The 15,219-nt window shown below is 42.6% G+C and carries 13 protein-coding genes; 5 read left to right on the top strand and 8 right to left on the bottom strand.

The window, feature by feature from the left end; all coding sequences use genetic code 11:
- Positions 1–75: 75 nt before the first annotated feature.
- Positions 76–609: a hypothetical protein gene (locus ABIN91_RS22115; protein WP_348053796.1), complete on the bottom strand. Its 534-nt coding sequence runs from the start codon at positions 607–609 to the stop codon at positions 76–78.
- A complete protein-coding gene (locus tag ABIN91_RS22120) occupies positions 606–2,918 on the bottom strand; it encodes a patatin-like phospholipase family protein (RefSeq protein ID WP_348053797.1) in 2,313 nt (770 codons plus the stop codon). Before ABIN91_RS22120 ends, ABIN91_RS22115 begins: the two co-directional genes overlap by 4 nt.
- A gap of 238 nt (positions 2,919–3,156) precedes the next feature.
- Between ABIN91_RS22120 and ABIN91_RS22125 the strand changes: the two genes are divergently transcribed.
- From ABIN91_RS22125 to ABIN91_RS22140, 4 genes are all read left to right on the top strand, one after another.
- Positions 3,157–3,582 carry a hypothetical protein gene (locus ABIN91_RS22125; protein ID WP_348053798.1) on the top strand — a complete coding sequence of 142 codons (426 nt, stop codon included), beginning with the start codon at positions 3,157–3,159 and terminating at the stop codon, positions 3,580–3,582.
- A gap of 162 nt (positions 3,583–3,744) precedes the next feature.
- Entirely contained in the window at positions 3,745–4,038 is a 294-nt protein-coding gene (locus ABIN91_RS22130) for a hypothetical protein (protein WP_348053799.1), read from the top strand.
- Positions 4,039–4,090: 52 nt separating this feature from the next.
- Entirely contained in the window at positions 4,091–4,633 is a 543-nt protein-coding gene (locus tag ABIN91_RS22135) for a GNAT family N-acetyltransferase (protein WP_348053800.1), read from the top strand.
- 60 nt (positions 4,634–4,693) lie between these two features.
- Complete coding sequence (locus tag ABIN91_RS22140; RefSeq protein WP_348053801.1) at positions 4,694–5,329, top strand: hypothetical protein; 636 nt, start codon at positions 4,694–4,696, stop codon at positions 5,327–5,329.
- 1 nt (position 5,330) lies between these two features.
- Here the strand turns inward: ABIN91_RS22140 and hscA are convergent, their stop codons facing one another.
- Entirely contained in the window at positions 5,331–7,187 is a 1,857-nt protein-coding gene (gene hscA / locus ABIN91_RS22145; protein ID WP_348053802.1) for a Fe-S protein assembly chaperone HscA, read from the bottom strand.
- A gap of 77 nt (positions 7,188–7,264) precedes the next feature.
- The gene (locus tag ABIN91_RS22150) at positions 7,265–8,389 is read right to left on the bottom strand and encodes an alginate lyase family protein (protein ID WP_348053803.1); all 1,125 of its coding nucleotides are present in this window, start codon (positions 8,387–8,389) and stop codon (positions 7,265–7,267) included.
- A gap of 500 nt (positions 8,390–8,889) precedes the next feature.
- On the opposite strand from ABIN91_RS22150, the gene ABIN91_RS22155 reads away from it, so the two are divergent.
- Complete coding sequence (locus ABIN91_RS22155) at positions 8,890–10,824, top strand: ATP-binding protein (RefSeq protein ID WP_348053804.1); 1,935 nt, start codon at positions 8,890–8,892, stop codon at positions 10,822–10,824.
- Between the two features lie 170 nt (positions 10,825–10,994).
- Here ABIN91_RS22155 and ABIN91_RS22160 read toward each other — a convergent pair whose 3' ends face one another.
- The 4 genes from ABIN91_RS22160 to ABIN91_RS22175 all read right to left on the bottom strand — a co-directional run bounded on the left by ABIN91_RS22160 (position 10,995) and on the right by ABIN91_RS22175 (position 15,193).
- Positions 10,995–11,144 carry a hypothetical protein gene (locus tag ABIN91_RS22160; protein ID WP_348053805.1) on the bottom strand — a complete coding sequence of 50 codons (150 nt, stop codon included), beginning with the start codon at positions 11,142–11,144 and terminating at the stop codon, positions 10,995–10,997.
- A 124-nt stretch (positions 11,145–11,268) separates the two neighbouring features.
- Positions 11,269–12,009, bottom strand: a complete 741-nt coding sequence (locus ABIN91_RS22165) for a hypothetical protein (RefSeq protein WP_348053806.1) — start codon at positions 12,007–12,009, stop codon at positions 11,269–11,271.
- A 33-nt stretch (positions 12,010–12,042) separates the two neighbouring features.
- Complete coding sequence (locus ABIN91_RS22170) at positions 12,043–14,574, bottom strand: zinc-dependent metalloprotease (RefSeq protein ID WP_348053807.1); 2,532 nt, start codon at positions 14,572–14,574, stop codon at positions 12,043–12,045.
- 49 nt (positions 14,575–14,623) lie between these two features.
- The gene (locus tag ABIN91_RS22175) at positions 14,624–15,193 is read right to left on the bottom strand and encodes a hypothetical protein (protein WP_348053808.1); all 570 of its coding nucleotides are present in this window, start codon (positions 15,191–15,193) and stop codon (positions 14,624–14,626) included.
- Positions 15,194–15,219: the final 26 nt, after the last annotated feature.

Consider the following 15,219-nt stretch of genomic DNA (forward strand, 5'->3'; position numbering starts at 1 on the left):
AATTATGAAAGAATACATACGTCGTCCATTTTACATCGCCCCTCTTCCATCTTACCTATTCCATCTTACATGGATTTAAAACATATGCTTCAGGCCATCAATCACTGTTTCAAAAAACGTAGGTATCCCCAAACCACTACTGTGATTAAAGTAAATAAACACACAAAATATTACAGCCGCTATAATTATAAAGCGCTTAAACATGTAGCCTAATAGTATTAAAATTACAGGTATAGCCACCAGCACCACCCAGCTTACATGGATAGGCGTTAACTTTGAGTCGCTTTTGTAAACGTAAAACAGTGTAGAGTGCGATCCCTGTTCATTCTCATGCTTCACAAAAATAAAGCTCGATTTGGTGAGTTTGTGGTGATAAAAAGCTGTACCATTCTCAAATTTTAATGTTTCCTGGAAACCGTTTATCGTAAACAAAAAATCACCATTAATCTTTTCTTGCGTAACGCCCGCGGTATCAACCACTACAATGGCAACCTCATTCGTACCAAAGGGGTTATCCTTCAGCACAAAGTTGTTAATGGTCATCTTATCCGCGAAGGCGCAACTGATGCATAATAACAAGGGGAACAATACTTTTATAATTCTGCTCATTCTAAAGCTCGTTTATTAAAAATTAAAAATCCGGCATGAAACATCACACCATAGCGCTTTTGGTCATCGTCATAATAATTAAAACTTAAACCAACCGGGCCCAAAAACGTTTGGTATACAAAACCCGTGCTTGCCGCCAGTTTACGTACCCCAAGTATATCGGTATAACTGGCATCTTCCAAATTATCGCGTTTAATACCATGCAATGGTACAAATAAATAGGCTTCGCTGCGCCATTCTAAATTTTTAGCGGCGCTTACCACACTTTTTAATCCCCCGGCAGCATAACTTGGTGCCCTAAAGTTTGTCAATATCAGCGTGCGCGAATCCTGCAAGGGATAAAATGCCGGCGAACTCAATATCGATTCTTCATAAGTGCGGAACAAGGGCTTATTACTCAGCACGCCTTCCATCAAATATCCTAAACTTAGGTGCTTCTTAGCATAAAAGTAATTCTCCTGACTGATCTTAGCCGTAAACCATTCCCTAACCGTATTAAATTTACCGATAGGGTGATAACCCGGAACATTGTGCAGTACATTACCATCTTCATAATATTCGCGCCCGTTAAAATATTGCAAACCTAAATAATAATGGTTTCCCTTGCTTGCATACTGCTTCCGGTTCAGCGAGTTTTTCTCTATCGAGATAGATGCCTTAAAAGCCCTGAATTTACTTACGTCCAAAGTATCGCCACTCTGGTAAGTGCCATTAGGGCTATACTCGTCACCCGTATTCACATAACCACCTTGTAATTCCAGTTTGCCATTATTCGGAATAGGTATCCCCATTTTTAGCATAATTTTACGGTCCGATTGGGCTACGTAAACCGGGTTGGTGCGTTCAACAGATATTTGATTATCGTTAAAGTAATTCCAGTAGTTATAAGTAAATTCACCTTCTACGTAAAAAGGTAACCTTGTCGGGAAATCAGACCGTAAAGTTCCCTGCGCCGATTCATAAAATCTGCCGGAGTATAAATTCAAAGCAGCCGTATACGAGTTGCGGTTAACATAATCATACTGCAAACCCAAATAAGCAGTGCTGATCGGTCTGCTCGAAACCATGCCGCCAATATCCAGCCTAAAGTTTTTGCTCGATTTTACATCCACTCCAAAATCATAGGTATCACTCTCCGGATTATAAATGATGTGTGGATATATGGTTTCAAAATTATCATTGGTAACCAGCCGGTAATAGCCTTCCTTAATATCAGTTAAGCTAACAGGCTTATTGTCATCCTTACGAAAAATGCGTTCTATGTATCTCTTTTGCTGGTAATTAACACCATTTACAACAATGTTATTAAACATGATTGGCCCCTCTGTTTGATGAAAAGCCTCCCGGCGGGCTGTCAATTCTGCCGGGTCAACCCTGCGTTCCACAGCGGCCTTTATCTTCGGCATATCGGCAATAGTAGCATCATATCCAGCTTTGATCATTTGTGCCACCGGCGCAAAATTGGTGCTGGTATACTCATGCACATCCGGCTGAATGTAAATGCCATTTTTACCAATGCTTGTACTATCCGACTTGGAAAGGAACATATAATACAACGACCGCCCCATCAGTTTCTCATCATCCTTAGGATAATCTGTAAACGTTTTTGACGATACATTGGTACCAATAATATAATCAGGCTTGAAATCCTTTTGCATCACATCAATGGGGAAGTTATCATACAAGCCACCATCAAAAACATACCGCCCATCAACCTTAATTGGCCTGTAAACCAGCGGAACAGTGATAGTCCCACGCACGGCCTCGGCTAAACTACCATGATCAACCTTAATGGCCTTCTGCGAAAATACATCCGAAACCATGCATCTATAAGGCACAAACAGCTTGTTAAAGTCGTTATGCGCATTAACAGATGCTTGGGTATAAAGCTCAATGAGCGCGAAATTCAAAGGTACATCACCAACAAGTGTTGATCTGAATTTGGCCTGGAAACCCGTATCTATCTCCAGCTTCAAAGTAAACGATGATGGATTCTCCGATTTTTTCTGAAAAAAGTACCTGTAGTCGCTATCATACTTCCCCGTCACCCAGTCCTGAAAGCTACTGCTTAACGCGATACGTTCTATCTGCTGTGGCGAATAGCCGGCAGCATACATCCCACCAACCACACCACCCATTGATGTACCAACAATGTAATCTATCGGGATATGATTTTCTTCCAGCGCCTTTAAAACACCAATGTGGGCAACCCCCTTAGCACCACCACCACTAAAAACAACACCCACTTTTTGCGTGTATCCCCTAAGGCAAATAAGAAAAAGTAATATTAAAATGGGTGCTCGTTTCATATCAAATAGTGATCACTACCAAACAACGAATCAACATACAACAAATTATTTGGATTGCGCCATTAGATTTTTAGATGGGATACAATAGTCAGATCAATAACTAATGGCTAAACAAATCAGTGTGATTTATCTACCAACTAAATAGTTTATAGAGTTCGTTTTTTGAATGATAGATAAATCAAAACATAAGCGTAGCAAGTATGTTACAGTTAATATTAAAATTAAACCAAAACGAATTATGAAAAAGATCAGTTTAGTTCTCGGAATGGCATTTTTAGCCTTAAGCTTTCAAAGTGTTACAGCCCAAACAACAGATACCAATCATGTTGAAATAAAAAAGAAGGTTAAAACCCACCCTAAGGGTTATACCACCACCAAAACAAAAATTAAAGGTAGTGGCACGGCAGCAACAGCAGGTGTAAATGCTAATAGTACCAGGCCGGTTGTAGTTAATCCACCGGCAAACGTAACTATAAACACACCGACACCACCACCGGCCGAGCCGAAGCCCGTAACTACTACTACAACAGTTACAACAAAAACTCCTGTGGTGGTAACCAAACCTGTAGTTACAACAGCGGCCAAAAAAACAACAACTACCACCACCGTACGTAAAGCAACAGGTAAAAAGCCGGTTACTAAAACCACAATAACCAGAGAATAAATTAATAGTTTTTATTTGGATTTAACACCGTGGGCTAAGGCTTACGGTGTTTTTTATGCAATGGGAATTTAGCCTTATTTCCTTTTTGAAACATTTGGCCTTGTTGTTGCTTTATATAAGTATCTGGCTAATGATAAGCCTGCCCTTAACTAAAAAACGATTATGGATAAGATAAGAAAATTTGAACTGATGGAAAAGATAGTTCATGAGTTGAACGATTTAAAACTAAGTCAGCAAGCGCTGATACAAAAGTTAGGTAAAATTGAAGTAGATAATATTGACCTTGGTGATAAGCGTTTAGATAAAGATCTCCCAGATATGCATCAACGCGTATCCGACAATATGGATGCCATTACCGGCATATTGGAATACTTTGCAGGTCAAACTACCGAGTATGAAAATAACAACAATATTGCACAACTAAAAGATCAGGAAGCTATAGAGGCTTTAAAGTAATCAGAAAAGGCTCCCGCAAGGGGGCCTTTTATTGTATATTAGCCGATACGTTATGTTGAATTTGGAAATCTCAACCTTCCCGGTTTTAAATACTGAGCGCCTTGTTCTGAGGCGGCTTGTACCCGAATATGCTATTGAGCTGCATCAGTTACGCTCTGATCCAGAAATTAATCTTTATCTTGACAGGGATCCGTCAACCGATATTGCCGATGCGGTTGCCTTTATCAATAAAATAAAAACATTTATGGAGGCACATCAATCTATGTATTGGGTGCTTACTCTTGCCGGGGATAATAACCCGCTCATCGGAACCATTTGTTTTTGGAATTTTGATAAAATAAATGATACTATTGAACTTGGCTACGAACTAATGCCCGCCTACCAGGGCAAAGGTTTAATGGCCGAAGCTGTAACCTGCGTTATTCAATACGGTTTTGAGCAAATGAATGCTCGAGCCATTACGGCCTTCCCATCGGCAGATAATGTAAGATCGATAGCCTTATTAAACAAATTTGGTTTTATTATTGATGATGAATTGCAAACCACGTTGCACAATGATGTGGACCAAATGCTTGCTTTCAGTTTAAAACGCTAAACAATAGCTGCAAGTTTGCTAATCTAAAAAGTTTTGTAACTTTATTTTAACCAATTAGTTATGAAACTGAAGATAACCCCCCTGTTTATCTCGTCTATCGGCGTGATCATCTTCGGACTTTTTTATATTTTTTATAAATGGGATTCCAACCTTGGGCCACTGGCGGGCTTGTTGCTGATGTGCTGCGGCGTTTTGTGCCTGGGGGTGTACTTTGTTTTAAGGATAGTTTTCAGGCCGAGGTTTTGGCTGCAACTGATCTGCGAGATCGTCCTTATTGTTTTCGTCTCCTTTTCGAGCTACAAAATGAGCCGTAAGGTTATTTTACATATACCAGCGGGTTTTAGGGGTAATATTGTGCTGATTTATGGTGTTGCTAATAGCCCTAAATTAAAGCCGGTTAGCTTTTTTGAACGTAATATCCACATCAGGGTACCGCAATCTGGTATAGTAACTATGTTTAATAAATTTGCCGAAAAATATCTCAACAACCTGCTTGTTATTGATAGTTTACACAGCCGCGTGTTTGAGCCGGGCAAGTATATAGGCTATGGTATTGATACTTTAAAATGCAGCGGCAAGCCTTATACTATTGAGGTATTGGATTATAATTATCCTTATACCATTTTAAGGCCCTTAACTGATACAACTGAGATTACGCGGAAAAAAGATAGGGCTTGTAAGATGCTTGGCCAGTAATTTACTCCACAGTCTTCCCCCGCATAGCGGTACCAATAGCATGGTCCATTAAGCGCTCGGCAAAGGGGCTGGTAAATTCGTTCAGTTCGTCAATAGCTTTATGTATGGTATCTTTATCACCTTTGGTAAGGCTTTCTTTAAGCAGAGTAACCAGTTTGGCGGTATTACTAACTTCGCTTACACTTAAAAATGTGCCGTTCTTTTCAATAAAGCGCTCAACCTGATAAATCATTTGTTCACCTTCGGTACGGGCTTCTATCAGCATGCGTTGGGCAACATCGTCTTTGGCGTGGGTAATGCTGTCTAATAGCATTTGCTCAACCAAATCATCAGTAATGCCATAGGCTGGTTTAACTTCAACCTCTTGTTTAACACCACTGCGTAGCTCAATGGCTTGTATCTTTAAAATACCATCAGCGTTAAGCAAAAAGTTAATATCAACCTTAGGGAAACCCGCGGGCATGGCGGGGATACCTTTTAAATCAAACTCGGCCAGTTTGCGGTTCTCTTTTATTAAGTCGCGCTCGCCCTGGTAAACGGCTATCTTCATATTTACCTGGCCATCTATCGATGTAGTATATTGGCGGCCAGCCTTAGTCGGGATCTTTGAGTTTCTCGGGATGATCACATCCATCAAACCACCCATCGTTTCGATACCTAAGGATAGGGGAGTAACATCCAGCAATAAAATATCGCTGCGGTTACCGGCCAACACATCGGCTTGTATGGCGGCGCCTAAGGCAACTACTTCGTCCGGGTTAACCTCATCGTGCAGTTTGCGGCCAAAAAACTCCGATACCATTTTTTTAACCAGGCCGGTACGGGTTGAGCCACCTACCATAACCACCTCATCAATTTGGTTGATGCTGATGTTGGCATCTTTCAATGCATTTTTACAGCTGGCAATAGTCAATTCAACCTTTGGCAGAATGAGCGATTCGAAGGTTTGCTTGTCAATGGTACACCATATCTCGCCAACCTTCTCATTAAATATATTTTGGTGACTGAATGATATTTTAGCTTCTTCTGCCTTTAATCTCAATTCCTGTAAAAGCTCGCGGTTGCTAAGCAATGCGGCGCGGTCGAGTTTGTTTTGAGTTATCCAGTAATCTAAAATGGCGCGGTCAAAATCATCACCACCTAAAAAAGTATCGCCGTTGGTGGCCAATACTTCAAAAATGCCGTTCTGTATTTGTAAAATGGATACGTCAAAAGTACCGCCGCCTAAATCATAAACGGCTATAGTTTTAGTTTCAGTTGGGTCGAGCCCGATACCATAGGCTAAACTGGCTGCGGTTGGTTCGTTCACAATGCGCAATACATCCAGTCCGGCCAGTTTACCGGCATCGCGTGTGGCCTGGCGCTGCGAATCGTTAAAATAAGCAGGCACAGTAACTACGGCGCGGTTAACAGGTGTTTTCAAGGCATGTTCTGCACGTTCTTTTAACTCTTTCAATATCAGGCCCGAAAGCTCAATAGGGGTATAAAATTTATCGCCAACTTTGATCTTGACTAAACTTTCGCTGTTATCGTCAATAACCTTGTAGCTAAAAAAATCTTTATGGTTCTCAATATCATTGTATGAACGGCCCAAAAGGCGCTTTACCGAAAAAATGGTATTCTGCGGGTCGGTTAATAAAAAGTTTTTGGCTTCGTTACCAACTGTAATTTCCCCGGCAGGGCCAAAGTGAACTATAGAGGGCACTAAAACACCTTTGCCTATATCGTTTATCACCTTCGGGTTTTTATCCGGATCAATAAAAGCCACCAGCGAATTGGTAGTACCTAAGTCGATACCTACTATGATCTCTTCTTTTTGTAAGGAGCCTGTTGCCAGGTTGATAGAAATTTTAGCCATAACAAATTAACAAGCCGCAAATATAGCGGCTTTTTGGGGATAGCGTGTCATAGTAAATTACGATTTTGAGCTATCTGTTATCTGGCGTCTGTTGCAAACAAAAATGTACCAAAAGCCGGCTGATCACGATCAAAGTTTTCGGGCGATATTTTTTCGATCACTTTTTCAACGTAAGGCATTTTTAAGCCTTTGCGGTTAACATAGTGATGGTATACTAATTGGTATACCGGGATAAACTTACCGCGGCCAATGGTTGATATGGTGGTCCAGGTGCAATATCTGCCAGATATATCTGTCCAGGTATTAAAAGGTACGTTATCATCGCCCAAATTATAGCGGGCCACGTACTCGTAACCTTTTAGCAAACGGTTATCCAATGCCGAATACAGATCGTCGCCTTGTTTCCAGGCTTCTTCACAAACAGTAGCCAAAGCACCCAAACCTAACTGCGAATGGCCCTGGTCGCGGCCACTTTCCTGTATCTGACCGGTGGTGCCACTAATGTAGTTTTTAATGTTGCCGTTATCGTTACCATTGTAGTAAAAATCAACAGCCTTTTTGTACATGGTTTCGTTATTAAGATATATGGCTGCGGCCATGTACGTTTTAGTAGCAATACCGCCCCAGTTGCCATTGGTATATGGCTTGGCGGCATAAAATTTATCTAATACCGGCAAAAATAACCCGGTTATTAATTTAGTGATCTTATCAATTTGCTGGGCGGTAATATCTTTATAAGTATATTTAAGTACCTCGGCGGCGTAAACAATTTTAAAGCCCTCAAGCCCGGCCAATAGGGGAGCATCATTGGTTTCGGGTATAAGTGTTAAAGTATCGGCGTAAGCAACCAATATTTGTATAGCTTTTTTAGCGTGGGCCGCATCTTTAGTTACCATCCACATAATAGAGTTAAGGTAGGCCGCGCTAAAATCAGTCTCCATTTTGGTTTTGGTATAGGCAAATTCACCATCGCGGGATATTACTTTAAATGGCCCAAACATTTTGTAATCGGCAGATGCCCGCAGGTTGCCTTTTAACAGCAAATAAGAATCGTAAGCAGGGCTTGTTTTTTTTTGTACGATCTCTTTAAGGTGATCAAAATCTTTTTGGGTATGCAATACACCCGGGTGGACGAACTTACGCTGCGCAAATAACGCCTGTATACAACAGCTTAATACAAGAACAAGAATAACTTTTTTCATGGTTGGTTTACATTGGGTTTGGTCAATAAGTAAACAATATTAAACCGATTTAGTGGTAATTTCAACAGCTATTAACAGGCATCCTATCAAATTTAGCGAAGTGTGATTAATAAAATGATTTTTTATTGAAAGTTTTATTGATAATCTGTTTATCAGAAGGCTTGATTGCTAATGTTTTTTCAAAGAAGAAAAACTTATGATGGAAATTTGATAAAAGTGTAGAATTTGATTTCTAAACCGGTTTAGTTTAATGTTTTGATGTGTAAACAGGAAAACAAATGTAAATACTTGCCAATCTAGCATAAGGAACCCTTTAAACAAATATCCGAAAAGGCCAAGGAAACTGAGCGGCAGGAAAATAGCCTTGCAGTGTTGCCCGGAAATGCTTGGCACTCCATTTTCACAGATTTCCGTAAACAACCACCGCTCAGTCACCGTTAAATAATAAGTCGGAAACTTATCGGGATTACTTACGTAAAAACCTTTTTAAACCCTTTAATATGCGTTACCTGCTTGTTCTATTTTGTCTACTAACCCTCCCTACACTAGCCCAACAACCAGCGGCTATATTGGCCGGACTGAAAACGGCGCCGGAAACGGAGAAAGTAAAAAAATATATAGCCGTTAGCCAGTATTATGCACAAACCCAGCCCGATTCTGCGGTTCATTATGCCAATGAGGGAATAAAACTGGCTGAGCAGCAGAATGATCGCGAGGGCTTGGCTGCGCTGCTTGTACAATTGGGCCATATCAATGCATTACACCACCATACCGAACTCGCCCGGAGCTTTTATAATGAAGCCTTAGGGATGTACCGCCGCCTGCATAATGCTGCAGGCATTGCTCATACTTATGACCAGCTTGGCTTGCTGGACGGTAACCCGCAAAACTTTAGCCAGGCATTGAAATACGACCGCGATAGCAGCGCTTTGGCCGAGACTTATGAAGACATAGGCCGCAGCTTTGAAGAAAAAGGCGAATACGAAAAAGCGCTGAGCAATTACCTGCGCGCGCTGGCTCAATATGAATACCGCAAACAAAGACCCGAGGCCTATTTTGTATTGCTGGAAAATATCGGGAACCTTTATAAAAAAAAAGGTGACAGCAAAAACGCGTTGCACTACCTGCAGGAAGGTATCCGTAAGAGTGAGATTCAGGATGCAAGGGATACCGAAGTTCACCTGCTCAATGCCGAAGGCAAGATCTTTGCCCAAGATCACGATCCGCTGAAGGCACTGGCACTGTTTAAGCAAGCGCTGGCCGAGGCCAAAAAATACCGCCAGCCGGATGAACAGGCTGAGGCCCTGATCCAGATTGCCGGCATTCTCAAAAAGCAAGATGCGGGCACCAGCATTAGGGACCTGAAACAGGCATTGTATATTGCCAGGAACCTGCACGAGCCCAAGCTGGAAGCCCGGATCTTTGAAGCGCTGGCTGGCGTTTACCAGCAGCAAAAAAACTACGGGGAGGCTATGACCGCTCTCGACGATCAGCATCACTTGCTCGACAGCCTGCTTCAGGCTGATACCGCCAAGGATGTGGCCGCTTTGGACAGCAGTTATGTACTGGAAAGATCCCAGGAAAAGGTGGGGAGTCTGCAGCAGCTCAACCGGGTCGAAAAAATAAGCCTGAACCTTGGACTGGTAACCCTGCTGATCATCCTGTTGCTACTGACGCTGCTTTGGCGTTACCTGAGCAAGGTTAAACGCCTGAACAATAAACTAAATAATATTAATGAAGAACTGATAAATTCCAACCGTGTTAAAGATACTTTATTTTCCGTGATAGGCCATGACCTGAAAGGGCCTGCAGGCAGCGCTGCGCAGCTTTTTGAACTGATGGAGACCGAGAGTTTTACACCTGACGAAATGAAAGGCATGATCGCCGAACTTCGCAAACAGACCAAAGCTTCGCTTGAACTGCTACAATCACTGTTTGAATGGGGGAAATCCCAATTGCAAGGTATTCAGGTAAACCCCTCAGATTTTAATCCAGCCCCAGTCGTCGAACGTTGCATTAGTTTCTTGTCCCAACAGGCGAGCCAAAAAAATATTAGCCTACACATGGAAATCCCTGATGGCCTGTTGCTCCATGCGGACCCAGACCACTTCGAATTTGTTATACGCAACCTGATATCCAACGCCATTAAGTTTAGTTACGAGGGCGGTAGTATTGAAGTGAAAGCCACTTTACCACTCAGCAATAACGAAACCATTTTTGCTGTTAAAGACAGCGGTGTTGGCATTTCAAAGACGCAGCAAGCGGTTTTCCTGACGAGTAATCTCCAGGTTAGTTTTGGCACCCGGCAAGAAAAAGGCAGCGGCTTGGGTTTGCTGCTTACCAAAGATTTTGTTAAAGCCAACCATGGGCGAATCTGGCTTGAAAGCGACGAAGGTAAGGGCACAACTTTCTTTATTGCAATGCCGGTGGCCTAATCTCTTGCATATCGATTAAGACAATAACACACTGTTCCTTAATCATCATGTAAGCAACCAAAGCGCTTAGCCGGGTAAAATGTCAAGGGCGGGCCGGCCGCCGAAAGCGAACAATTCGGCCCGCTTCGTATATCCTTGACGCTTTATCCCGGCGTGGGCTATCTTTGCGGCTATGGTGATTGAGGGCTAATATTCAGCTTTCCGGCAAACGGCAAATGCGGTTTGCCGGAAAGCGAGGTTGGTGTCGGAAGCATGGAGCCGCTTGCCGCAACTGCTTTTTCTTCATAAGCCCACTTCCGTTTTAATAAGATTGTAGTCATAACCCAATCGCTTGCCTAACCTGTATAAAAAGAAAACAGCATAATGCTTGTTAAGCAGCCTTAAAAGCTTTTTTCAAATGCTTCAAAATGCTCAAGTACCGTTATCTTATTATCCAGCTATAGCTTAATAATGATTGACTATACTAGCCGCCTGCACATTTACCCCAGTACCGCCGGGTAGCCCCCGTAACGCCACGCTTATACTTTTACCAAGCCTTACCGTACTTGCATTCAATGTATAGGTAACCAATACTTTATTGGTGGCCACATCGCGGATCTCAAAAATATAACTGGTTATTGCCGGTACCACTTTTTTAAATGAGTAATCTGCAAATGCCGAAACCCCTTTGTATGGTAAACTGGGTATAAAAGGTGTAGCTTGATTCTTGATATTCACGCTTATAGGCAAGCTCCCTTTTGACGCGTTCACAAACCTTACATCGGCTAAACTATCCACAGGTAAAAGGTTGGGGATCTTATCGGTAGTATAAATGGTATCCACAGCGGTTAACGTACCCGTTAAAAACAAAGAGTGGATACTGCCGGGCTCAATGGTAATATCTCCTTTATAAATGGTATGCAGGGTATCGGTAAGTAATGATATCCCCAACGGATAGGTACCCATGTACGATGAAAACTCTGTAAATGGCAAGGCTGAATTATATGCTGTTATTTGCTGAGCGGTTTTATAAAAGGTAAGTTTACTGTTGCTGTCAAAGTTTGTGACCAGCGCCGTAGCACCCGCTACGGTGTTCACTATAGTTAATGATGAAGAAGGAATAACCTTATCATCATTTTTTTTGCAGGAAACGATGCAGCCAATAAGCAGCATGCCCACAATTGCATAGATCAATTTCTGTTTCATTTTCTTAATTTTAAAAAGATCAATAAATATTTGTTAAGCTCCCCCTTTAGGGTTCATGGCACTCTTAATGCGGCTCTGCAGATCTTTAAGGTGAAACAAGGTCATAGGGTCTCGCGTACGCGGGATAGCCTGTTTTACCTCGTCCTGTAAGAAATACATATCCGCTTTAACCATTGACGATATATCTGTCTCGCTGTTCTGGGCATCTTTTGATGATAAGATATCCAACAGCGCGCCGAAATATGATTTTTGCAAGTTACGGCGGTAACTGTCAATTTTTACTACGCCAGGCGCCTTCAACTCTTTCCAGATGCCTTTGTGCAGCGTGATCATGTATTCACTCACCGGATAAGCTTTTGCACCAAATTGCTTCTCGCTTTCCAATAGTTTGTTAAGGCGGTTAACATCAAGCAAGCTATTCAATACCTTTACCTGCGTATCCTCAATAAAATTGGAGATGTCTTTTGACAGCGGATCGATCGGCTCTCCGGGTACATTAACCTTATCCAGTACTGCTGTGTTCATTAACCAGTAAGGGGTATCAAACAATTGCTTGTTGAAGAACGCTAACGCTTCCTGCTGCTTGGCTTTGGTAGCGGGCGTGTATACCGGGCCTGCTTGTTCTTCACTCTTAATATCGCCGTAAACGCCGCCTATATATTTAAGTACATGCCCCATATACCTAAAGTACTGGCTGGTCAAAGCTTTATACATGCTTGCCAGGCTCTCGTTTATGCCGTCATCTTCATGCGTCCATTTAGGCAGGTTTGGCATTATACGTTGCAAATTCTTGATACCGTAAGTGCTTGCCTTGGCCGCATCGTCACCCAAATCTTCGGTCTGGCAGCGAGGGTCAAATTTTTTGGTTTCGCCATCACCAAACCATAACCTTGGGTTCTTGCTGGTACGGTCAACTATCCATTTGCCTACTATCTTTTTATCCTCATCGGCATTTGCCGCGCCCGAGTATTTGTATCCCCATTCAATGGCCCATTTGTCATATTCTCCAATGCGTGGGAACAAATCGTTTTGTGGGATATGATCTTCTGGCTGCGCCACATAGTTAAAACGGGCGTAATCCATAATACTGGCGGTATGGCCATGAATATCAAGGTAATGTTTGCTGCGCAGGCTATCAACGGGTGTTTTGCTGCTGCTGCCGAAGTTATGGCGCAGGCCCAACGTGTGGCCAATTTCATGGCTTGATACAAAGCGTATCAGTTCGCCCATCAGCTTATCGTCAAATTTAGCCTTGCGCGCTTCGGGGTCTGTTGCCGATGCCTGTATCATATACCAGTCGTGCAGTAACGACATTACGTTGTGGTACCAGCCAATATGCGTTTGAATGATTTCGCCGCTGCGCGGGTCATGTACCTGCGGGCCGTAAGCGTTAGCCACTTCTGATGGGAAATAGTTAAGCATAGAATACCGTGCATCGTCCATGTGCATGGTAGTATCATTCTCCGGCCATTCTTTACCAATGATAGCGTTTTTAAAACCGGCCTGTTCAAAGGCCTTCTGCCAGTCGTTCACACCGGCGATAAGGTATGGTCGCCATTGTTTGGGCGCTGCCGGGTCAATGTAGATCACTATTTGTTTTTTAGGTTCTACCAGTTCGCCGCGCTTCCATTTTTCCATGTCGGCATCTTTGGGTTCCAGTCTCCAGCGGAGGATGAATTTACGTTGCTCTACCTTTTGCTGATCATCCGCGAAAGCGTTATAGTAGTCGGCAAAATAACCTACGCGCGGGTCAAAGTAACGGCGTTGTAAAGGTTGTTTTGGCAGCGCGATGAAGGATGTATGTGTCTCTATACTCAACGGGTTAGCGCTTAAACCGGTACCGCCGGATTTAGGGTCCAGGTTTTTACTGATACTTACCTCAACGTTGATTGGATACACATGGATAGATTCGATATTAAAATCTTTCATGCTGATCACGTTCGCGTTTTTAGCAAGCGTTGTACCGGGATCAATAGCGTTTACCATTCCCTTTTCTTTGAGGTACTTGGTAGCATCTATCACATAGCTTTTATTGTTCTTACCAAAAGCTACTATGGGGAAACTAAGCACAGTTGGGTTTTGGCTTGACCTAATAACCGCCTTGTAAATATTACTGCCGGTATCGGCCTCATTAACCACCAGATCATACTTGATACGAATGGTAGAGTCTCTGCCTTTTTCAAACTGGATGGTTTTTTCATCCAATTCCTCGCCGGCGTACATACCTGTGCCCGCGCCTACTTTGTTAAGGCGGTTAATAAGCATGATATCCTGCTGAAGGATGGAGTCGGGAATCTCAAAGTACACAATATCTTTCGATTGGTGGACGCCAAATAGCCCCATTTGCGATTTAAAAGCTTTAGTAATGACCGCCGAGTAAGCTTTGATGCTACTGCGGGGAATGATCTTTTTAACCGAGTCTTTTTTTACGGAATCCTTTTTAGCCGTATCAATTACAATGGGTAATTTAGGAAACTTTGCTGGTATTTTTTGGCTCATAGCAGTTCCGCAAAAAAGCGCGAAGAACAGAACAAGCGTAAACGTTTTTAGATATGAAGTTTTCAATTGCATTTTTTCTGTTTGTATTTTAGTTTTGGATACGATGATCACACCGTTATTTTACCTTAATGGGATCATCGCCTGATGTGCGGTTAAACCGGAAAGCTGGCATATCTTCAACCATGTTTTTGATAGCTGAAACCCGGTAAGCCGATGCCTGGTCCCACAAAACAATAACCGGGATTGAATACTCGTTAGGCTTAAGCATTACATAATCTGTACGATGAACGTTGGCACTCGTGTGGTTGCTCAGGTCAAGCACTACACCGTTACGCTGCTGCCGCGCCCAGGCCGCTATCATTGGCATAGCAAATGGTTTAATGCTATTCACCAAACTAATAGCTGCCGAATCATTAGCGGCATTAGGCAATGGTATTGATACAAATTCTTTCAGGCTGCCATCAAACACCATATCAACATTAGTTGGTGCAAAGGCGAAACTACCCTGTGTTTCGCGGCCGCTGGTTGTGCCGTAAGCGCCGCCCTCTATCCCATCAAAGGAATTAAATTCGGGCATTTTTTTACGGGCGGGCGCTGTTGCCCCCCCGCCACAGCTAAAAAGCGTTCCGGCTATCAGTAACATAGCTATCGCTTTAACCGCGTGTGCATTATTGTATGATTTCATTTTTAGTAATTTAACATTTGTGATTA

The sequence above is a fragment of the Mucilaginibacter sp. genome, from assembly GCF_039921305.1.
GTDB lineage: Bacteria > Bacteroidota > Bacteroidia > Sphingobacteriales > Sphingobacteriaceae > Mucilaginibacter.

What these genes read in the sequence shown, in the direction of transcription:
- ABIN91_RS22115 (WP_348053796.1), bottom strand. Translation starts at nt 609, where the DNA reads ATGAGCAGAATTATAAAAGTATTGTTCCCCTTGTTATTATGCATCAGT.
- ABIN91_RS22120 (WP_348053797.1), bottom strand. Translation starts at nt 2,918, where the DNA reads ATGAAACGAGCACCCATTTTAATATTACTTTTTCTTATTTGCCTTAGG.
- ABIN91_RS22125 (WP_348053798.1), top strand. Translation starts at nt 3,157, where the DNA reads ATGAAAAAGATCAGTTTAGTTCTCGGAATGGCATTTTTAGCCTTAAGC.
- ABIN91_RS22130 (WP_348053799.1), top strand. Translation starts at nt 3,745, where the DNA reads ATGGATAAGATAAGAAAATTTGAACTGATGGAAAAGATAGTTCATGAG.
- ABIN91_RS22135 (WP_348053800.1), top strand. Translation starts at nt 4,091, where the DNA reads ATGTTGAATTTGGAAATCTCAACCTTCCCGGTTTTAAATACTGAGCGC.
- ABIN91_RS22140 (WP_348053801.1), top strand. Translation starts at nt 4,694, where the DNA reads ATGAAACTGAAGATAACCCCCCTGTTTATCTCGTCTATCGGCGTGATC.
- hscA (WP_348053802.1), bottom strand. Translation starts at nt 7,187, where the DNA reads ATGGCTAAAATTTCTATCAACCTGGCAACAGGCTCCTTACAAAAAGAA.
- ABIN91_RS22150 (WP_348053803.1), bottom strand. Translation starts at nt 8,389, where the DNA reads ATGAAAAAAGTTATTCTTGTTCTTGTATTAAGCTGTTGTATACAGGCG.
- ABIN91_RS22155 (WP_348053804.1), top strand. Translation starts at nt 8,890, where the DNA reads ATGCGTTACCTGCTTGTTCTATTTTGTCTACTAACCCTCCCTACACTA.
- ABIN91_RS22160 (WP_348053805.1), bottom strand. Translation starts at nt 11,144, where the DNA reads ATGACTACAATCTTATTAAAACGGAAGTGGGCTTATGAAGAAAAAGCA.
- ABIN91_RS22165 (WP_348053806.1), bottom strand. Translation starts at nt 12,009, where the DNA reads ATGAAACAGAAATTGATCTATGCAATTGTGGGCATGCTGCTTATTGGC.
- ABIN91_RS22175 (WP_348053808.1), bottom strand. Translation starts at nt 15,193, where the DNA reads ATGAAATCATACAATAATGCACACGCGGTTAAAGCGATAGCTATGTTA.